Origin of the sequence: Streptomyces sp. NBC_00209, from assembly GCF_045206345.1 — a bacterium.
Classification (GTDB): domain Bacteria; phylum Actinomycetota; class Actinomycetes; order Streptomycetales; family Streptomycetaceae; genus Streptomyces.
Genome location: NZ_CP108121.1, coordinates 1526198 through 1547108, shown reverse-complemented (window position 1 = coordinate 1547108; position 20911 = coordinate 1526198). Strand labels below are relative to the sequence as shown.

Sequence of the window (20911 nt, the reverse complement as noted above, 5' to 3'; positions counted from 1 at the left end):
TCCTAAGGAAGCAGAGCAATGAGCAAGCTGCGCGTGGCCGTCCTCGGCGCCAAGGGCCGTATCGGCGCCGAAGCGGTACGAGCCGTCGAGGCCGTCGACGACCTGGAGCTGGTGGCCGCACTCGGCCGGGGCGACAAGCTGGAGACCCTCGCGGAGACCGGCGCCCAGGTCGCCGTCGAGCTGACCACCCCTGCCTCGGTGATGGAGAACCTCGAGTACTGCGTCGGCCACGGCATCCACGCGGTGGTCGGCACCACCGGCTGGACCGACGAACGGCTCGCGCAGCTCAACGGCTGGCTCTCCGCTTCCCCGGAGACCGGTGTGCTCATCGCACCGAACTTCTCCATCGGCGCGGTCCTCACCATGAAGTTCGCCCAGCAGGCGGCCCGCTACTTCGAGTCCGTCGAGGTCATCGAGCTCCACCACCCCAACAAGGCCGACGCCCCCTCGGGCACCGCCGCCCGCACCGCCCAGCTCATCGCCGCGGCCCGCCGCGAGGCGGACTGCGCCCCGCAGCCGGACGCCACCAGCACCGCGCTGGACGGGGCACGGGGCGCCGACGTCGACGGCATCCCGGTCCACTCGGTCCGCCTGCGCGGCCTCCTGGCCCACCAGGAGGTACTGCTCGGCGGTGAGGGCGAGACCCTCACCATCCGGCACGACTCCCTGCACCACAGCAGCTTCATGCCCGGCATCCTGCTCGGCGCCCGCCGCGTGGTGACCACTCCCGGCCTCACGTTCGGCCTGGAACACTTCCTCGACCTGAACTGACTGGCCCCGCCATGCGCGCAAAGATCACTTACGTCGTCACCGCTGCCGTCCTGGTCTTCTACTTCGTCCTGGTCGGCAGCCGCGGCGTCCTGCTCATCAAGCACGGCACCCTCATCACGGTCACCTTCGGGATCGCCGTGCTGGTCCTGCCGGCGATCGGCGTGTGGTTCCTGTGGAAGAACACCCAGTTCGTCCGCAGGGCCAACGCCCTGGCCGCCGAACTGGACGCGGAGGGCGGCCTCCCCGTCGATGAACTGCTGCGCACCCCCAGCGGCCGTATCGACCGCGACTCCGCCGACGCGGTGTTCGAACGCCGCCGCGAGGAGACGGAGGACACCCCGGACGACTGGCGCTGCTGGTTCCGCCTGGCTGTCGCCTACCAGGACGCACGCGACACCCCCCGAGCCCGCAAGGCCATGCAACGAGCAATCGCCTTGCGCCGCTCCACTGAGCCGGGCGACCTTCCCAGCCCGTCCGGCGACCACTCCAGCCGGTCCGGCGTTTGAGGACAAAAAAAGAGCCGTCCGGCGACTGAGGACACCTCAGTCGCCGGACGGCTCGCGCAGCGAAACCGCTACCGCGGCCGATACTCATCCCCCCACGCCTCAATCGTGTCCGCCGCCCGATCGAACGCCTCCCCCCGCGCAAGAAAATCCGCGTTGGAGTCCGTGAGCAGCGGCGGCACCGCGTCCCCGCCCTTACGGACGACGATCAGCGCCTGGCCCTGCACGGTACGGGGGAACCCGAGCCACTTCACCGGCTGCTGCACCGTACGTACGGCAGTGGCCCGGCTCCACGGAACGGTCGTCGTACGGAAGAAGCCCACCCGGCGCACGCCGTGCCGGCTCACCCAGGCGCCGACGCGCAGCATCCGCAGGGCGCACAGGATGATCGCGAGGCCGAGCGCGAGACACGCCCCGGCCCCGGGCAGCGCGCCGGCGAACGCGATGATCATTCCCGCGAACAGGATGAACGAGGCGAGCAGCAGCAGACCGGCCGCTGCGGCGACCCGCCACGGACCGGGACGGTAGGGCCGCCGCCAGCTGTCGTGGTCGTCGAACGGCAGCGCGACGTCCTCCGCGTTCGAGTCAAACGCGCGGTCGGCCGTCAGAAAGGGCAGGGGCACGACTGATCCTCACTCACAAGCACGCTCGATTGCTGTGCCCGGTGAGGCTACCGAGGAGATGCCCGGACCGACCACCCCAGGGGGTCCGTCCGGGTCAGCGCCCATGCGCCGCTTCGGTCTGCTGCGTGTGCGCCGGCGCCTGCTCGGGGCCCAGAGCAGGCAGACCGAGGAGCAGAGCCCCTGCGATGCCCCCGACGACGACAAGGCCGATCAGGACGCGTCCCGCCCGCTCGGAGACCGTACTGCGGGGCCGGGGAGGCGGTGTGACGTTACTGCGGAACCGGTCGGACTCGGCTACGAACGAGAACGGGACGGATTCACGCCGGCGGAACATGGGGTGGCTCTCCTTGGAGTCTCTTTCGGGTGGTGCTATCGAGTCAGACGCACGACTACCCCGTTCGGTGCCCCGAATCGCCCGATGAAATCAGAAAAAACCGGAAAGACGTTCCCACCCAAGCCGCGCGCAAACGCTCTCAGCCCGGCCCGTAGAGTGGACGCCGCCCGAGCGACGCCATTGGAAGGACCCTGTCGGTGACCGACGACACCCCCGAGCCCACGAAGGCCCATTTCCGCAGCGACGTCACCGTCGACCTGGTGAAATCCGCTGCGGGCGACGCCGACGTGCTGTTCGCCGCCCGCGTTTCCACGGCCGGTGAGCAGTCCCTGGAGGAGATCACCAAGGACCCCGAGCGCTCGAAGGGCCTCATCAACTACCTGATGCGGGACCGGCACGGCAGCCCGTTCGAGCACAACTCGATGACCTTCTTCATCAGCGCCCCGATCTTCGTGTTCCGCGAGTTCATGCGCCACCGCGTCGGCTGGTCGTACAACGAGGAATCGGGCCGCTACAGGGAACTGCAGCCGGTCTTCTACGTCCCCGACACGTCCCGCAAGCTCATCCAGCAGGGCCGCCCGGGCAAGTACGAGTTCGTCGAGGGCACGCCGGAGCAGCACACGCTCACCACCCGCGCCATGGAGGACTCCTACCGCCAGGCGTACGAGGCGTACCAGGAGATGCTGGCGGCGGGCGTGGCCCGCGAGGTGGCCCGCGCGGTGCTCCCGGTCGGCCTGTTCTCCACGATGTACGCCACGTGCAACGCCCGCTCCCTGATGCACTTCCTCGGCCTGCGCACGCAGCACGAGATGGCGAAGGTGCCCTCGTTCCCGCAGCGGGAGATCGAGATGGTGGGCGAGCAGATGGAGGCCCACTGGGCCCGGCTCATGCCGCTCACCCATGCAGCCTTCAACAAAAATGGACGTGTCGCCCCATAGGGCGGTGTCCGTATTGCGGCGTTTCGAGAAGTTCATCTAGGCTGATCAAACGGACCCGGCACTGCTTGAACCCCCGAGCAGGCAGTGCCGGGCTCCTCTTGCTTGTCCCCCCGAGGGGGCACCGTGCGTCGAGCAGCGAGTAGCGTGTTACCCATGGCTCCGATCTCCACTCCGCAGACCCCCTTCGGGCGGGTCCTCACCGCTATGGTCACGCCGTTCACGGCGGACGGCGCTCTCGACATCGAGGGCGCGCAGCGGCTCGCCACCCACCTGGTGGACGCAGGCAACGACGGCCTGATCATCAACGGCACCACCGGCGAGTCCCCGACCACCAGCGACGCGGAGAAAGACCAGCTCGTCAGGGCGGTCCTGGAAGCGGTGGGGGACCGGGCGTACATCGTCGCCGGCATCGGGACCAACGACACCAGGCACAGCATCGAGCTCGCCCGCACCGCCGAGCGCAGCGGCGTCCACGGCCTCCTCGCCGTGACCCCGTACTACAACAAGCCGCCGCAGGAGGGCCTGCTGCGGCACTTCACCGCCATCGCGGACGCCACCGGCCTACCGGTGATGCTCTACGACATCCCGGGCCGCAGCGGTGTGCCGATCGACACGGAGACGCTCGTACGGCTCTCCGAGCACCCCCGGATCGTCGCCAACAAGGACGCCAAGGGCGACCTGGGCCGTGCGAGCTGGGCCATCGCCCGCTCGGGTCTCGCCTGGTACTCCGGCGACGACATGCTGAACCTTCCGCTGCTGTCCGTCGGCGCGGTCGGTGTGGTCTCCGTCGTCGGCCATGTCGTCACCCCGGACCTGCGGGCGCTCATCGAGGCCCACCTCGGCGGCGACGTACAGAAGGCCACCGAGATCCACCAGAAGCTGCTCCCGGTCTTCACCGGCATGTTCCGCACCCAGGGCGTGATCACCACCAAGGCCGCGCTGACGCTGCAGGGACTCCCGGCGGGCCCGCTCCGGCTGCCCCTGGTCGAGCTGACCGCCCAGGAGACGGCCCAGCTCAAGATCGATCTCGCCGCCGGCGGGGTAGAGCTCTGACAACGGACTTCACAACTGAATACGCGAAACACAGCTGACACGTGGGGAAACCCGCAGCACAGCACTACCCAAGACAACAGCAAGTGCACGAATGACATGCGCGCCACGTGCCCAAGCGGTACGTGGCGCGTGTGGTAAGGAGAGTCTTTTGAGTCATCCGCATCCTGAACTCGGCACCCCGCCGAAGCTCGCGAAGGGCGCCCTCCGGGTCACCCCGCTCGGCGGCCTCGGCGAGATCGGCCGGAACATGACGGTCTTCGAGTACGGCGGCCGCCTGCTCATCGTCGACTGCGGTGTCCTCTTCCCCGAAGAGGAGCAGCCCGGCATCGACCTGATCCTTCCGGACTTCACGACCATCCGGGACCGCCTGGACGACGTCGAGGGCATCGTCCTCACGCACGGCCACGAGGACCACATCGGTGGTGTCCCGTACCTGCTGCGCCTGAAGCCGGACATCCCCCTCATCGGCTCCAAGCTGACCCTCGCGCTGATCGAGGCCAAGCTCCAGGAGCACCGCATCCGTCCGTACACCCTGGAGGTGACGGAGGGGCAGCGTGAGCGCATCGGAGTCTTCGACTGCGAGTTCATCGCGGTCAACCACTCCATCCCGGACGCCCTCGCGGTCGCCATCCGGACCCCCGCGGGCATGGCCGTCGCCACCGGTGACTTCAAGATGGACCAGCTTCCGCTGGACGGCCGCCTCACCGACCTGCACGCCTTCGCCCGGCTGAGCGAGGAGGGCATCGACCTTCTGCTCTCCGACTCCACGAACGCGGAGGTCCCGGGCTTCGTACCGCCCGAGCGGGACATCCAGAACGTGCTGCGCAACGTCTTCGCCAATGCGCAGAAGCGCATCATCGTGGCGAGCTTCGCCAGCCATGTACACCGCATCCAGCAGATCCTGGACACGGCCCATGAGTACGGCCGCCGGGTCGCCTTCGTCGGTCGTTCGATGGTCCGCAACATGGGCATCGCTCGTGACCTCGGCTATCTGAAGGTCCCGGCCGGGCTCGTCGTGGACGTCAAGACCCTGGACGACCTGCCGGACGACGAGGTCGTGCTCGTCTGCACCGGTTCGCAGGGCGAGCCGATGGCGGCCCTCTCCCGGATGGCCAACCGCGACCACCAGATCCGCATCGTCCAGGGCGACACGGTCATCCTGGCCTCCTCCCTGATCCCGGGGAACGAGAACGCGGTCTACCGCGTGATCAACGGCCTCTCGCGCTGGGGCGCCAACGTCGTTCACAAGGGCAACGCCAAGGTCCACGTCTCGGGCCATGCCTCGGCCGGCGAGCTGCTGTACTTCTACAACATCTGCCGCCCGAAGAACCTGATGCCGGTCCACGGCGAATGGCGCCATCTGCGGGCCAACGCCGAGCTCGGCGCCCTGACCGGCGTGCCGAAGGACCACATCGTCATCGCCGAGGACGGCGTGGTCGTGGACCTCATCGACGGCAAGGCGAAGATCGTCGGCAAGGTCCAGGCCGGTTACGTGTACGTCGACGGCCTCTCCGTCGGCGATGTCACGGAGACCTCACTCAAGGACCGCCGCATCCTCGGCGACGAGGGCATCATCTCGGTGTTCCTGGTGGTCGACAGCACCTCGGGCAAGATCGTGGGTGGCCCGCACATCCAGGCCCGCGGCTCCGGCATCGACGACGCGGCGTTCACCGCGGTCGTTCCGAAGATCGAGGAGGCGCTCAACAAGTCGGCCCAGGACGGCGTGATGGAGCCGCACCAGCTCCAGCAGCTGATCCGCCGCACGGTGGGCAAGTGGGTCTCGGACACCTACCGCCGGCGCCCGATGATCCTCCCGGTCGTGGTCGAGGTCTGACCCTCCGACAGGCGCGAACTCCGGAGCGGGGCCCCCGATTTGCATCGGGGCGCCCCGCTCCAGTACGTTTACGTCTCCACCTCACCGGGAAGCAGCGAGCGCATCCGTGCGCCTCGAAGCTTTCGAGAGGGGGGTGGAAATTCCGACTCAGAACTTCTGATAAAGTCGGAGCCGCCGGAAAGGGAAACGCGAAAGCGAAGAACTGGAAAGTGAAACCCGCTTCGACCGGGAATCGGACACGAAAGAGTCTGATAGAGTCGGAAACGCAAGACCGAAGGGAAGCGCCCGGAGGAAAGCCCGAGAGGGTGAGTACAAAGGAAGCGTCCGTTCCTTGAGAACTCAACAGCGTGCCAAAAGTCAACGCCAGATATGTTGATACCCCGGCCTGCTTCGGCAGGTTGGTGGTTCCTTTGAAAGTCCTACACGGTCCTCTTTGGGTCCGGGTAGGCAAAACACAGCGAGGACGCAGTGGACGACGGGTCTTATTCCGACCTTGTCGTTCCGCTCTCGTGATGTGTCTCCCGATTACGGGAAAACATTCACGGAGAGTTTGATCCTGGCTCAGGACGAACGCTGGCGGCGTGCTTAACACATGCAAGTCGAACGATGAAGCCCTTCGGGGTGGATTAGTGGCGAACGGGTGAGTAACACGTGGGCAATCTGCCCTTCACTCTGGGACAAGCCCTGGAAACGGGGTCTAATACCGGATAATACTTTCTCCCTCCTGGGAGAAGGTTGAAAGCTCCGGCGGTGAAGGATGAGCCCGCGGCCTATCAGCTAGTTGGTGGGGTAATGGCCTACCAAGGCGACGACGGGTAGCCGGCCTGAGAGGGCGACCGGCCACACTGGGACTGAGACACGGCCCAGACTCCTACGGGAGGCAGCAGTGGGGAATATTGCACAATGGGCGAAAGCCTGATGCAGCGACGCCGCGTGAGGGATGACGGCCTTCGGGTTGTAAACCTCTTTCAGCAGGGAAGAAGCGAAAGTGACGGTACCTGCAGAAGAAGCGCCGGCTAACTACGTGCCAGCAGCCGCGGTAATACGTAGGGCGCAAGCGTTGTCCGGAATTATTGGGCGTAAAGAGCTCGTAGGCGGCTTGTCACGTCGGTTGTGAAAGCCCGGGGCTTAACCCCGGGTCTGCAGTCGATACGGGCAGGCTAGAGTGTGGTAGGGGAGATCGGAATTCCTGGTGTAGCGGTGAAATGCGCAGATATCAGGAGGAACACCGGTGGCGAAGGCGGATCTCTGGGCCATTACTGACGCTGAGGAGCGAAAGCGTGGGGAGCGAACAGGATTAGATACCCTGGTAGTCCACGCCGTAAACGTTGGGAACTAGGTGTTGGCGACATTCCACGTCGTCGGTGCCGCAGCTAACGCATTAAGTTCCCCGCCTGGGGAGTACGGCCGCAAGGCTAAAACTCAAAGGAATTGACGGGGGCCCGCACAAGCAGCGGAGCATGTGGCTTAATTCGACGCAACGCGAAGAACCTTACCAAGGCTTGACATACACCGGAAAGCATCAGAGATGGTGCCCCCCTTGTGGTCGGTGTACAGGTGGTGCATGGCTGTCGTCAGCTCGTGTCGTGAGATGTTGGGTTAAGTCCCGCAACGAGCGCAACCCTTGTTCTGTGTTGCCAGCATGCCCTTCGGGGTGATGGGGACTCACAGGAGACTGCCGGGGTCAACTCGGAGGAAGGTGGGGACGACGTCAAGTCATCATGCCCCTTATGTCTTGGGCTGCACACGTGCTACAATGGCCGGTACAATGAGCTGCGATGCCGCGAGGCGGAGCGAATCTCAAAAAGCCGGTCTCAGTTCGGATTGGGGTCTGCAACTCGACCCCATGAAGTCGGAGTTGCTAGTAATCGCAGATCAGCATTGCTGCGGTGAATACGTTCCCGGGCCTTGTACACACCGCCCGTCACGTCACGAAAGTCGGTAACACCCGAAGCCGGTGGCCCAACCCCTTGTGGGAGGGAGCTGTCGAAGGTGGGACTGGCGATTGGGACGAAGTCGTAACAAGGTAGCCGTACCGGAAGGTGCGGCTGGATCACCTCCTTTCTAAGGAGCATCTAGATTCCGTAAGGAATCCAGAGCCACTACGTCGGCAAATGTTCGACGGTGGTTAGCTCATGGGTGGAACGTTGACTACTCGGCACGGCAAGTTGTTTGTCACTAGTACTGCTTCGGCGTGGAACGTGAAAAATGATTGGTCGGGTCGGGCACGCTGTTGGGTATCTGAAGGTACGGGCTCGTTTGAGTCTGTTCCTTCGGTTGCCGGCCCCAGTGAACTCGCCTGTATTGGGTGGGGTGGTGGGTGGCTGGTCGTTGTTTGAGAACTGCACAGTGGACGCGAGCATCTGTGGCCAAGTTTTTAAGGGCGCACGGTGGATGCCTTGGCACCAGGAACCGATGAAGGACGTGGGAGGCCACGATAGGCCCCGGGGAGCTGTCAACCAAGCTTTGATCCGGGGGTGTCCGAATGGGGAAACCCGGCAGTCGTCATGGGCTGTCACCCGCTGCTGAACACATAGGCAGTGTGGAGGGAACGAGGGGAAGTGAAACATCTCAGTACCCTCAGGAAGAGAAAACAACCGTGATTCCGGGAGTAGTGGCGAGCGAAACTGGATCAGGCCAAACCGTATGCGTGTGATACCCGGCAGGGGTTGCGCATGCGGGGTTGTGGGATCTCTCTTTCATAGTCTGCCGGCTGTGAGACGAGTCAGAAACCGTTGATGTAGGCGAAGGACATGCGAAAGGTCCGGCGTAGAGGGTAAGACCCCCGTAGCTGAAACATCAACGGCTCGTTTGAGAGACACCCAAGTAGCACGGGGCCCGAGAAATCCCGTGTGAATCTGGCGGGACCACCCGTTAAGCCTAAATATTCCCTGGTGACCGATAGCGGATAGTACCGTGAGGGAATGGTGAAAAGTACCGCGGGAGCGGAGTGAAATAGTACCTGAAACCGTGTGCCTACAAGCCGTGGGAGCGTCGCTGTATGTGCTTGCACATGCAGTCGTGACTGCGTGCCTTTTGAAGAATGAGCCTGCGAGTTAGCGGTGTGTAGCGAGGTTAACCCGTGTGGGGAAGCCGTAGCGAAAGCGAGTCCGAATAGGGCGATTGAGTTGCACGCTCTAGACCCGAAGCGGAGTGATCTAGCCATGGGCAGGTTGAAGCGGAGGTAAGACTTCGTGGAGGACCGAACCCACCAGGGTTGAAAACCTGGGGGATGACCTGTGGTTAGGGGTGAAAGGCCAATCAAACTCCGTGATAGCTGGTTCTCCCCGAAATGCATTTAGGTGCAGCGTCGTGTGTTTCTTGCCGGAGGTAGAGCACTGGATAGGCGATGGGCCCTACCGGGTTACTGACCTTAGCCAAACTCCGAATGCCGGTAAGTGAGAGCGCGGCAGTGAGACTGTGGGGGATAAGCTCCATGGTCGAGAGGGAAACAGCCCAGAGCATCGACTAAGGCCCCTAAGCGTACGCTAAGTGGGAAAGGATGTGGAGTCGCAGAGACAACCAGGAGGTTGGCTTAGAAGCAGCCACCCTTGAAAGAGTGCGTAATAGCTCACTGGTCAAGTGATTCCGCGCCGACAATGTAGCGGGGCTCAAGCGTACCGCCGAAGTCGTGTCATTCATACACATAGGGCCAACGCCTGTATGGATGGGTAGGGGAGCGTCGTGTGCCGGGTGAAGCAGCCGCGGAAGCGAGTTGTGGACGGTTCACGAGTGAGAATGCAGGCATGAGTAGCGATACACACGTGAGAAACGTGTGCGCCGATTGACTAAGGGTTCCTGGGTCAAGCTGATCTGCCCAGGGTAAGTCGGGACCTAAGGCGAGGCCGACAGGCGTAGTCGATGGACAACCGGTTGATATTCCGGTACCCGCTTTGAAACGCCCAGTACTGAATCAGGCGATGCTAAGTCCGTGAAGCCGGCCCGATCTCTTCGGAGTTGAGGGTAGTGGTGGAGCCGATGAACCAGACTTGTAGTAGGTAAGCGATGGGGTGACGCAGGAAGGTAGTCCAGCCCGGGCGGTGGTTGTCCCGGGGTAAGGGTGTAGGCCGTGTGGTAGGCAAATCCGTCACACGTTAAGGCTGAGACCTGATGCCGAGCCGATTGTGGTGAAGTGGATGATCCTATGCTGTCGAGAAAAGCCTCTAGCGAGTTTCATGGCGGCCCGTACCCTAAACCGACTCAGGTGGTCAGGTAGAGAATACCGAGGCGTTCGGGTGAACTATGGTTAAGGAACTCGGCAAAATGCCCCCGTAACTTCGGGAGAAGGGGGGCCATCACTGGTGAGAGCACTTGCTGCTTGAGCTGGGGGTGGCCGCAGAGACCAGCGAGAAGCGACTGTTTACTAAAAACACAGGTCCGTGCGAAGCCGTAAGGCGATGTATACGGACTGACGCCTGCCCGGTGCTGGAACGTTAAGGGGACCGGTTAGCTGCTCTTCGGGGTGGCGAAGCTGAGAACTTAAGCGCCAGTAAACGGCGGTGGTAACTATAACCATCCTAAGGTAGCGAAATTCCTTGTCGGGTAAGTTCCGACCTGCACGAATGGCGTAACGACTTCTCGACTGTCTCAACCATAGGCCCGGTGAAATTGCACTACGAGTAAAGATGCTCGTTTCGCGCAGCAGGACGGAAAGACCCCGGGACCTTTACTATAGTTTGATATTGGTGTTCGGTTCGGCTTGTGTAGGATAGGTGGGAGACTTTGAAGCGGCCACGCCAGTGGTTGTGGAGTCGTCGTTGAAATACCACTCTGGTCGTGCTGGATGTCTAACCTGGGTCCGTGATCCGGATCAGGGACAGTGTCTGATGGGTAGTTTAACTGGGGCGGTTGCCTCCTAAAGAGTAACGGAGGCGCCCAAAGGTTCCCTCAGCCTGGTTGGCAATCAGGTGTTGAGTGTAAGTGCACAAGGGAGCTTGACTGTGAGACCGACGGGTCGAGCAGGGACGAAAGTCGGGACTAGTGATCCGGCAGTGGCTTGTGGAAGCGCTGTCGCTCAACGGATAAAAGGTACCCCGGGGATAACAGGCTGATCTTCCCCAAGAGTCCATATCGACGGGATGGTTTGGCACCTCGATGTCGGCTCGTCGCATCCTGGGGCTGGAGTCGGTCCCAAGGGTTGGGCTGTTCGCCCATTAAAGCGGTACGCGAGCTGGGTTTAGAACGTCGTGAGACAGTTCGGTCCCTATCCGCTGTGCGCGTAGGAATATTGAGAAGGGCTGTCCCTAGTACGAGAGGACCGGGACGGACGAACCTCTGGTGTGCCAGTTGTCCTGCCAAGGGCATGGCTGGTTGGCTACGTTCGGAAAGGATAACCGCTGAAAGCATCTAAGCGGGAAGCCTGCTTCGAGATGAGTATTCCCACCCTCTTGAAGGGTTAAGGCTCCCAGTAGACGACTGGGTTGATAGGCCAGATGTGGAAGCCCGGTAACGGGTGGAGCTGACTGGTACTAATAGGCCGAGGGCTTGTCCTCAGTTGCTCGCGTCCACTGTGTTAGTTCTGAAATAACGAACGGCTGTGTTTTCATCCGGTGTTGGTTAATTTCATAGTGTTTCGGTGGTCATTGCGTTAGGGAAACGCCCGGTTACATTCCGAACCCGGAAGCTAAGCCTTTCAGCGCCGATGGTACTGCAGGGGGGACCCTGTGGGAGAGTAGGACGCCGCCGAACTCCTTTTAGGAAGAGCCCCGTGCCCTTGTGGCACGGGGCTCTTTCGCGTTTTCCGGGGGTTGCCTGGTCCTCCTGGGTACCCCTCTTTTTCTGCCGGCCCGGGCGGTTTTGCATACCCCCTGGATCAGGGTATGCTTTAGCTCGTTGCCGCAGGGCAGCAAGGCCCCAATAGCTCAGTCGGTAGAGCGTCTCCATGGTAAGGAGAAGGTCTGCGGTTCGATTCCGCATTGGGGCTCAGAAGAAAGAAGGGCCCCGCCGATTGGCGGGGCCCTTCTGCATGTCCGGGCCTAGTCCTGCGGGCGGCCGCGATGTCAGCGCCACGCTCTACGGTGAGACCATGTCGTCTGCCCTGCCCGATCGTCAACCTCCCGGCCGGTTCCTGTCTTCCGCTCCCACACGCGTGTGGATCTCTGACGAATTCCCTCAAGCCGTCGATCACCGGGCCGCCCTTCGAGCAGTGGCCGGGCTTGGCTGGGAAGAGCGCTTCGGCGCCCGGGTCGTAGCGGTGTTCGGCAGCGAGCTGCACGTATCGGTCGCGAGGCCGCCCGTCGAAGCAGAGCATGCGAACCTGCTTGCCTTGGAACACATCTCTCGTCCGCGAACAACATCGTCGACGACCCGCCCACACCGTTCCCCGAATACGCGAGGGGCCTCAGGGGACGGACCTCCCGGTCGTTCTGGTGGGACTAGGGTCGTCCGGCCCGGTGATCCAAACGAAAGGGCCTAGTGCGGTTCCGGGACCCTCATGGTCAGGATGGCCATGTCGTCCGAGGGCGGCTCGGCGGCGAAGCGTTCGACGGCTCGGAGGATGCGTGCGGCCACCGCGCCGGCCGTGAGCCCCGTGCAGTGGGCGAGCACGTCTGCCAGGCCGTCGTCGCCGAGCATGCGCGTACCCTCACGGCGTTCCGTCACACCGTCTGTCACGCACAACAGGACATCGCCCGGCTCGAGCGTGAACTCCTGCTCGTACAGCTCCAGGTCCTCCATGACGCCCAAGAGGGGCTGCGGGTCCGCCGCCGGCTCCACAGAGCCGTCCTGGCGCAGACGCAGCGGCAGCGGGTGGCCCGCGCAGACGACCTTCAGGAGCGCGCTGCCGTCCTCCTGCGGCCACAGCTCGCCGTAGAGCAGCGTGAGGAAGCGGCTTCGGGTGCCCTCGTCGAGGATCGCCGCGTTGAGCCGTTCCAGGACCGCGGGGCCGCCGAAGCCCTCCCGGGCCAGCAGGCGCAGCGCGTGGCGGGCCAGGCCCGTGACGGCCGCCGCCTCCGGCCCCGTACCGCACACGTCGCCGATGGCGAACCCGTACGCGCCGTCCCGGATCGGGAAGACGTCGTAGAAGTCGCCGCCGACCTCGTTGCCCTCGCCGGCCGCGCGGTAGATGACGTCCACCTCGACGTTGGGCACGGCGGGCAGGCCCGGCGGAAGGAGGCTGCGCTGAAGGGACTGGCTGATCGCCGTGCGCTCCGAGTAGAGGCGGGCGTTGTCCAGGGCCAGGGCGGCCCGGCGGGACAGGTCCTCGGCCAGCTCCAGGATCTCCTGGCGGAAGTGGTCGTCGGACGGCTTGCCGAGCGTCAGCATGCCGATGACGCGGTTACGGGCGACCAGGGGCAGGACGACGGTCTCGCCGCCCACCGCCGCAGCGGTCGCCAGCGTCGTACGCGTGGTCGAGCCGAGGCCGCCCGCGTCGCCGATCCCGATACTCCGCATCGAGGTCCGCAGCGCCGCCTCGTGGGCGGCCTGGGAAGGAGCGGCCCACACCCGTGCCCCGGGGGTCCGTACGGGCTCCGGCGGGGAGATCCGGGTGAGCAGGCTCTTGACCCCGTCGATGCGCTCCTCGTCCTCGTGCAGCACGTAGGAGAGCTCCGGGTCCGACGCCGGGTCGGCAATCGTGTAGACGGCGCACCACGTCGCCAGCGTCGGGACCGTCATCTGAGCCATCAGGGCCAGCGTCTGGTCCCGGTCCAGGGTGCCCGCCAGCAGGTCCGACGCCTCGACGAGGAAGGACAGCGAGCCGCGGCGCAGCCGCTCCAGCTCGCCGAGGCGCGCCGACTCGACCGCGAGGGCGATCCGGTCCGCGGCGAACTGCAGGCGCAGCGCCTCCTCGTTCGAATAGCGGCCCGCGGCCTCGGCCGCGACGCCCAGCGAGCCCGTGAGGCGCCCCTCGACCTTCAGCGGGACCGTGACCACCGAGCGCATGCCGGTGTTGCCGAGCAGCGGGACCGCGCCCGGGACGGCGTCCAGGTCCTCGTGGACGGCTGGCATCCGGGCGGAGCCGTACCGTCCGGTGCCAGCCTCGACGGGGACGCGGGCGAAGCGCTGACGGGCGGAGGGCAGGCCGGTCGTGGCGCGCACCTCCAGCTCGGTCTCGTCGTCCGTGGCGAGCAGGAGGAAGGCGGCGTCGGCGTCCAGCATGTCGCGCGCCCGTTCGACGGTGCGCTGGAGCAGGCCGTCGAGGTCGTCGGGGGCGGGGGAGCCGATGAAGATTTCGAAGGGGTCCGTCTTGCGGCTCTCGGCGGTGTCCGAGACCGGGGCGCGCACAGGCGTCTGGAGGACCGCGCGCTCGTAGTCGCGCACCAGCAGGCAGACCGTGGACGGCTCGCCCTGAGGGTCCCGTACGCGCAGGTGGGAGCCGTAGACCGGGATGGTGCGGCCGTCGGCGCCCCGGATGCCGTAGCTGCCCTCCCAGCGGGAGAGGCGCAGGGCGTCCGCGATGCCGGTGCTGGTACCGGGGGTCTGCGGCCAGGCGGTGAAGTCGGTGAGCTGCTTGCCGATGACCTGGTCCGCCGTGTAACCGAAGAGGTACCCGGCGTCGTCGTTCCACGCGGCGACGGCGCCCTCGCTGTCGACCTGGGCGACGGCGACCCTGACGCGTTCGTCGGTGACCGGGAGCAGGCCCACGGGCAGCAGTGGACCGGCCGAGCGGACGCCCACCGGACGGTCCGGGAGATCGAGCTGGAACCAGACATGTTTGCGCGTGGGGGAGTATTCGACGCCCCAGCGGGAAGCCAGAGCCGCGCACAGCAGCAGACCGCGGCCGTTCTCGCTGTCCAGGCTGCCGAGATCGAGGGCGGCCGGCTGGAGTGGGATCTCCCGTTCCGGGTAGTGGTCGGCGATCTCCACCCGGACGCCGTCCTCCGTGCGCAGACACAGCACGTCCGCGGCGGTGCCGGCGTGGATCACGGCGTTGGTGACGAGCTCGCTGGTCAGGACGACGGCGTCGTCCACGACGTCGGTGTATCCCCAGCCCTGGAGCGTGTCGCGGACAAAGGCACGGGCCGTCGCGACGGAGCGCGCCACCGGTTCGAAGGTGGCAGCCGCACGCGCCGTGATCACAGCACTCCCCATATGGTGTCTCGTCGCTTCCCCGAGTCCGTGCCCGTTTCTCGCCGCTTCGATTCGCCTGCCAGGCTAGACGCTCCCCCCGCGCACCGGGTACACGAGGGCGGACTTCGGACAGGGCCGGGCGGGAACGGAGGATGACCGGACAGGATGGGCTTCCCCTCGGAGGGATGTGGGACAACCATGGGAGGTTCCACCCCGACCGGTTCCCGCCTGGTACGTTTCAACGATTTGACGTCCGCATGGTCACCCGTCGACGGTGGGCGGTGGCGGTGAGCCGTGGAAGTTCTGGGCAGGCTCTCGGACGAGGTTCTAGCTAGATGGTCAACCCCTGCGGGAGGGACACGGTGGAGTCTGACGTGGCGGCGCGGGGTTCGGGTACGCGCAGTAAAGGCGGGCAGTCCGTGAAGAAGCAGCGCAATGGAACCGTCGAGGTAGACGCGGCGGCGCTCCACAGACTGCTGGCCGGTCTGGTCGCCATGCGCGACGGGAACTTCCGCAGGCGCGTCACGGTCTCCGGCGAAGGCGTGATGGCGGAGCTCGCCGCGGTCTTCAACGAGGTCGCCGACCGCAATGTGCACCTCACCGGCGAGCTGGCCCGGGTGCGGCGTGTGGTGGGGCGGGAGGGCAAGCTCACCGAGCGCCTGGAGACGGGTGCCTGCGAGGGCTCCTGGGCTGCCGCGATCGACGCCTCCAACGAGCTGGTGGACGATCTCTCGCGCCCGGTCTCGGAGGTCGGGCGGGTGCTGTCGGCGGTGGCCGACGGTGATCTCGAGCAGCGGATGGAGCTGCGCTCCCACACGGCGGACGACACGGTACGGCCGCTGCGCGGCGAGTTCCTGAAGGTCGCCCGTACCGTCAACAACCTGGTCGACCAGCTGTCGGCGTTCACCGAGCAGGTGACGCGGGTGGCGGTCGAGGTGGGGACCGAGGGCAAGCTGGGCGGCCAGGCACAGGTGCGCGGGATGTCCGGTTCGTGGAAGGACCTCACGGACTCCGTCAACACCATGGCGTACCGGCTGACCGCACAGGTGCGCGACATCGCGCTGGTGACGACGGCCGTGGCCAAGGGTGACCTGTCGCGGAAGGTCACCGTCCATGTGGCCGGCGAGATGCTCCAGCTGAAGAACACCGTCAACACGATGGTCGACCAGCTGTCCTCGTTCTCCTCCGAGGTGACCCGGGTCGCCCGCGAGGTCGGCACGGAGGGCGAGCTCGGCGGCCAGGCCGTGGTGCCGGGTGTGGCCGGGGTGTGGAAGGACCTCACGGACTCCGTCAACACGATGGCCGGCAACCTCACCTCCCAGGTGCGTGGCATCGCGGAGGTGACGACGGCGGTCGCCAACGGTGATCTGTCGCAGAAGGTTCAGGTCAGCGCGCGCGGCGAGGTCGCCCAGCTCGCCGAGACGATCAACCAGATGACCGAGACGCTGCGCACCTTCGCCGACGAGGTCACCCGCGTGGCCAGCGAGGTCGGCGGGCAGGGTGTGCTCGGCGGCCAGGCGCAGGTGCCGGGCGCTGCCGGGACCTGGAAGGACCTCACCGACTCGGTGAACACGGTCTTCCGAAACCTGACGACCCAGGTGCGTGACATCGCCCAGGTGACGACGGCGGTGGCCAGCGGTGACATGACGCAGAAGGTCACCGTCGATGTGGCCGGCGAGATGCTGGAGCTGAAGAACACCGTCAACACGATGGTCGACCAGCTCCAGTCCTTCGGTTCGGAAGTGACCCGGGTGGCCCGGGAGGTCGGCGTCGAGGGCCGGCTCGGCGGGCAGGCCGAGGTGCCGGGCGCTGCCGGAACCTGGAAGGACCTCACGGACTCCGTGAACACGGCCTTCCGTAACCTGACCGGTCAGGTCCGCGACATCGCGCAGGTCACGACGGCCGTCGCCAACGGCGACCTGTCGCAGAAGGTCACCGTCGACGTCGCGGGCGAGATGCTGGAGCTCAAGAACACCGTCAACACGATGGTGGCGCAGCTCTCCTCGTTCGCCGACCAGGTCACGCGGATGGCGCGTGACGTGGGCACCGAGGGCCGCCTCGGCGGTCAGGCGCGGGTCGACGGCGTCTCCGGTACGTGGAAGGAGCTCACCGACTCCGTCAACTTCATGGCGGGGAACCTGACCTCCCAGGTGCGCCAGATCGCACAGGTCACGACGGCGGTGGCGCGGGGCGACCTGTCGCAGAAGATCGACGTGGACGCGCGCGGCGAGATCCTTGAGCTGAAGAACACCATCAACACGATGGTCGACCAGCTCTCCGCCTTCGCCGAGCAGGTGACCAGGGTCGCCCGCGAGGTGGGTACGGACGGGCGGCTGGGCGGCCAGGCGCAGGTGCCCGGCGTGGCCGGTGTGTGGCGCGATCTGACCGATTCGGTGAACGGGATGGCGGGGAACCTGACCGCTCAGGTCCGAAACATCGCGCAGGTCGCCACGGCGGTGGCGCGGGGTGACCTGTCGCAGAAGATCGACGTGGACGCGCGCGGCGAGATCCTTGAGCTGAAGAACACCCTCAACACCATGGTCGACCAGCTCTCGAACTTCGCGGAGCAGGTGACGCGGGTGGCCCGCGAGGTGGGTACCGAGGGCATTCTCGGCGGTCAGGCCGAGGTGCAGGGCGTATCGGGTACGTGGAAGGACCTCACGCAGTCCGTCAACGGCATGGCGAACAACCTCACCCTCCAGGTGCGGAACATCGCCGAGGTGACGACGGCGGTCGCCAACGGCGACCTGTCCAAGAAGATCACCGTCGACGCCAAGGGCGAGATCCTCGAACTGGTCACGACCGTCAACACGATGGTCGACCAGCTGCTCAACTTCGCCGACGAGGTGACCCGCGTCGCGCGTGAGGTGGGCACCGAGGGCATCCTCGGCGGCCAGGCGCGGGTGCGCGGGGCGACGGGCATCTGGAAGGACCTCAGCGACAACGTCAACCTGATGGCCAACAACCTGACCAGTCAGGTGCGGAACATCTCCCGCGTCTCGTCCGCCGTCGCCAACGGCGACCTGACGAAGAAGGTCACCGTCGAGGCGCGCGGCGAGGTCGCCGAGCTGGCCGACACCGTCAACACGATGGTGACGACGCTGTCCTCCTTCGCGGACGAGGTGACCCGCGTCGCCCGCGAGGTGGGCACCGAGGGCGAGCTGGGCGGCCAGGCGCGCGTCCCGGGCGTCTCGGGTACGTGGAAGGACCTCACCGAGTCCGTGAACTCGATGGCGTCCAACCTGACGGGCCAGGTGCGCCAGATCGCCGCCGTCACGACGGCCATCGCCAAGGGCGACCTGACCAAGAAGATCGACATCGATGCGCGCGGCGAGATCCAGCAGCTGAAGAACACCATCAACACGATGGTCGACCAGCTGTCGTCGTTCGCCGAGCAGGTGACCCGGGTCGCCCGCGAGGTGGGCACCGAGGGGCAGCTCGGCGGCCAGGCGCGGGTGCGCGACGTGGACGGCACCTGGCGCGACCTCACCGAGTCGGTGAACGAGATGGCCGGGAACCTGACCCGTCAGGTGCGCGCCATCGCGGCCGTCGCCACAGCGGTGACGCGCGGCGACCTGAACCTGAAGATCGACGTGGACGCGGCGGGCGAGATCCAGGCCCTCCAGGACAACATCAACACGATGATCGCGAACCTGCGCGACACCACCGCCACCAACAAGGAGCAGGACTGGCTGAAGGGCAACCTCGCCCGCATCTCCGGTCTGATGCAGGGGCGGCGCGACCTGGACGACGTCGCCTCGCTGATCATGAGCGAGCTGACCCCCGTGGTCTCCGCGCAGCACGGCGCGTTCTTCCTGGCCGCGCCCACCGGCGAGACCGATGCGCTGGGCGCCGAGGCCGAGGGCGTGTACGAGCTGCGGATGCGGGGAAGCTACGGCTACTCCGCCGGCTCCATGCCGACGTCCTTCCGGCCGGGCGAGACGCTCATCGGCACGGCCGCCGAGGAGAAGCGGACGATCCAGGTGGACAACGTTCCGCCGGGGTACCTGAAGATCTCCTCCGGGCTCGGTGAGGCGCCGCCCGCGCATGTGATCGTGCTTCCGGTGCTGTTCGAGGGCAAGGTCCTCGGAGTCATCGAACTGGCCTCGTTCCAGCCGTTCACGCACATCCAGCGGGACTTCCTGAACCAGCTCGCGGAAATGATCGCCACGAGCGTCAACACCATCAGCGTCAACACGACGACCGAGAAGCTGCTCGAACAGTCGCAGGAGCTCACCGAGCAATTGCGCGACCGCTCGCAGGAATTGGAGAACCGGCAGAAGGCACTCCAGGCGTCCAACGCCGAACTGGAGGAGAAGGCCGAGCTGCTGGCCAGGCAGAACCGCGATATCGAGGTCAAGAACACCGAGATCGAGGAGGCGCGGCAGGTCCTGGAGGAGCGCGCCGAACAGCTCGCCGTCTCGATGCGCTACAAGTCCGAGTTCCTGGCGAACATGTCGCACGAGCTGCGTACGCCGCTCAACTCGCTGCTCATCCTGGCCAAGCTGCTCGCGGACAACGCCGAGGGCAATCTCTCGCCGAAGCAGGTGGAATTCGCCGAGACGATCCACGGGGCCGGTTCCGACCTGCTCCAGCTGATCAACGACATCCTTGATCTGTCGAAGGTCGAGGCGGGCAAGATGGACGTCAGCCCGACGCGGATCGCCCTGGTGCAGCTCGTGGACTATGTGGAGGCGACCTTCCGGCCGCTCACCGCGGAAAAGGGGCTGGATTTCTCCGTACGGGTGTCGCCGGAGCTGCCGGCGACGCTGCACACGGACGAGCAGCGGCTCCTCCAGGTGCTGCGCAACCTGCTGTCCAACGCGGTGAAGTTCACCGACGGCGGGGCCGTCGAGCTGGTGATCAGGCACGCCGGCCAGGAGGTGCCGGACGCCATCCGCGAGCAGCTGCTGGAGGCCGGTTCGCTGCGGGACGCGGACGGTGAGCTGATCGCCTTCTCGGTGACGGACACCGGCATCGGGATCGCGGCCAGCAAGATGCGGGTCATCTTCGAGGCGTTCAAGCAGGCGGACGGGACGACCAGCCGCAAGTACGGGGGCACGGGCCTCGGTCTGTCCATCAGCCGCGAGATCGCGCGGCTGCTGGGCGGCGAGATCCACGCGGCGAGCGAGCCCGGCCGCGGCTCCACGTTCACCCTGTACCTGCCGCTGCACCCGAGCGAACTCCCGCCGCAGGGCTACCCGCAGCTCGCCCCGGGGCAGTCCGACGGCCAGACCGGCGCGATCGAGGGCGGCCGGACGCCGGAGCCCGGGCAGGTGTACGTGCCGGACACCGCCCAGGCCGCCCCGCGCCGTCGGCGCAAGGCGCTGGGAGGCGCACAGCAGCAGCCCGCGCTGCCGCCGCGTCCGGTGCCCGCCCCCGCCCCGCAGCCGGCTCAGGGCGCCGAGCCGGAGGCGTGGGCCGTGGGTGGTCAGGAGGAACCCGAGCAGCCGCGCAGGACGTTCCGGTTCGGCGGCGAGAAGGTGCTGATCGTGGACGACGACGTCCGCAACGTCTTCGCGCTCACCAGCGTGCTGGAACAGCACGGACTGGCGGTCCTCTACGCCGAGAACGGGCGCGAGGGCATCGAAGTCCTGGAGCAGCACGACGATGTGACGGTCGTACTGATGGACATCATGATGCCGGAGATGGACGGTTACGCGACGACCTCGGCGATCCGCAGGATGCCGCAGTTCGCCGAGCTGCCGATCGTGGCCCTGACCGCCAAGGCGATGAAGGGCGACAAGGAGAAGGCGCTCGAATCGGGTGCGTCCGACTATGTCACCAAGCCGGTTGATCCCGACCATCTTCTTTCGGTCATGGAAGGGTACGTGCGTGGTGAGTGA

Annotated in this window: 10 protein-coding genes, 1 tRNA gene and 3 rRNA genes; 11 read left to right on the top strand and 3 right to left on the bottom strand. The window is 65.8% G+C overall.

The genetic code is table 11. The features are described from left to right. Nucleotides 1-18 precede the first annotated feature (18 nt). Together dapB and OG867_RS06660 are read left to right on the top strand one after the other, a co-directional pair. Nucleotides 19-771 (top strand): 4-hydroxy-tetrahydrodipicolinate reductase, encoded by a 753-nt coding sequence (dapB, locus tag OG867_RS06665; RefSeq protein WP_406283561.1) that lies wholly within the window; start codon nt 19-21, stop codon nt 769-771. A gap of 11 nt (nt 772-782) precedes the next feature. Then, the gene (locus OG867_RS06660; RefSeq protein WP_328902705.1) at nt 783-1277 is read left to right on the top strand and encodes a tetratricopeptide repeat protein; all 495 of its coding nucleotides are present in this window, start codon (nt 783-785) and stop codon (nt 1275-1277) included. 68 nt (nt 1278-1345) lie between these two features. Here OG867_RS06660 and OG867_RS06655 read toward each other — a convergent pair whose 3' ends face one another. Then, nucleotides 1346-1897: a hypothetical protein gene (locus OG867_RS06655; protein WP_406283559.1), complete on the bottom strand. Its 552-nt coding sequence runs from the start codon at nt 1895-1897 to the stop codon at nt 1346-1348. 94 nt (nt 1898-1991) lie between these two features. Continuing rightward, a complete protein-coding gene (locus OG867_RS06650) occupies nt 1992-2231 on the bottom strand; it encodes a hypothetical protein (RefSeq protein ID WP_161211430.1) in 240 nt (79 codons plus the stop codon). Nucleotides 2232-2428: 197 nt separating this feature from the next. Here OG867_RS06650 and thyX point away from each other — a divergent pair, with 197 nt between their 5' ends. The 8 genes from thyX to OG867_RS06610 all read left to right on the top strand — a co-directional run bounded on the left by thyX (nt 2429) and on the right by OG867_RS06610 (nt 12471). Then, entirely contained in the window at nt 2429-3169 is a 741-nt protein-coding gene (gene thyX, locus OG867_RS06645) for an FAD-dependent thymidylate synthase (RefSeq protein WP_328902707.1), read from the top strand. A 153-nt stretch (nt 3170-3322) separates the two neighbouring features. Continuing rightward, nucleotides 3323-4222 carry a 4-hydroxy-tetrahydrodipicolinate synthase gene (gene dapA / locus OG867_RS06640; protein ID WP_328902708.1) on the top strand — a complete coding sequence of 300 codons (900 nt, stop codon included), beginning with the start codon at nt 3323-3325 and terminating at the stop codon, nt 4220-4222. 148 nt (nt 4223-4370) lie between these two features. Further along, on the top strand, nt 4371-6056 hold the full coding sequence (locus tag OG867_RS06635; protein ID WP_406283556.1) for a ribonuclease J: 1686 nt from the start codon (nt 4371-4373) through the stop codon (nt 6054-6056). 538 nt (nt 6057-6594) lie between these two features. After that, nucleotides 6595-8120 (top strand): 16S ribosomal RNA (locus OG867_RS06630). 303 nt (nt 8121-8423) lie between these two features. Beyond that, nucleotides 8424-11548, top strand: a 23S ribosomal RNA gene (locus OG867_RS06625). A 79-nt stretch (nt 11549-11627) separates the two neighbouring features. Continuing rightward, nucleotides 11628-11744 (top strand): 5S ribosomal RNA (gene rrf, locus OG867_RS06620). The 16S, 23S and 5S rRNA genes sit together here with 1 tRNA gene alongside, the layout of an rRNA operon. Before the next feature lie 162 nt (nt 11745-11906). Then, a tRNA-Thr gene (locus OG867_RS06615) sits at nt 11907-11979 on the top strand. Continuing rightward, nucleotides 11938-12471 (top strand): DUF4253 domain-containing protein, encoded by a 534-nt coding sequence (locus tag OG867_RS06610; protein WP_406290800.1) that lies wholly within the window; start codon nt 11938-11940, stop codon nt 12469-12471. The genes OG867_RS06615 and OG867_RS06610 overlap by 42 nt, the downstream gene beginning before the upstream one ends. Here the strand turns inward: OG867_RS06610 and OG867_RS06605 are convergent. Beyond that, nucleotides 12468-15074: a SpoIIE family protein phosphatase gene (locus OG867_RS06605; protein ID WP_406283554.1), complete on the bottom strand. Its 2607-nt coding sequence runs from the start codon at nt 15072-15074 to the stop codon at nt 12468-12470. The two genes, OG867_RS06610 and OG867_RS06605, sit on opposite strands and share 4 nt — an antisense overlap. 410 nt (nt 15075-15484) lie before the next feature. On the opposite strand from OG867_RS06605, the gene OG867_RS06600 reads away from it, so the two are divergent. Further along, the gene (locus tag OG867_RS06600; protein ID WP_406283552.1) at nt 15485-20911 is read left to right on the top strand and encodes a HAMP domain-containing protein; all 5427 of its coding nucleotides are present in this window, start codon (nt 15485-15487) and stop codon (nt 20909-20911) included.

Coding starts and splice junctions, on each gene's coding strand:
- OG867_RS06660 (WP_328902705.1), top strand. CDS start 783: ATGCGCGCAAAGATCACTTACGTCGTCACCGCTGCCGTCCTGGTCTTC.
- dapB (WP_406283561.1), top strand. CDS start 19: ATGAGCAAGCTGCGCGTGGCCGTCCTCGGCGCCAAGGGCCGTATCGGC.
- OG867_RS06610 (WP_406290800.1), top strand. CDS start 11,938: ATGGTAAGGAGAAGGTCTGCGGTTCGATTCCGCATTGGGGCTCAGAAG.
- dapA (WP_328902708.1), top strand. CDS start 3,323: ATGGCTCCGATCTCCACTCCGCAGACCCCCTTCGGGCGGGTCCTCACC.
- OG867_RS06650 (WP_161211430.1), bottom strand. CDS start 2,231: ATGTTCCGCCGGCGTGAATCCGTCCCGTTCTCGTTCGTAGCCGAGTCC.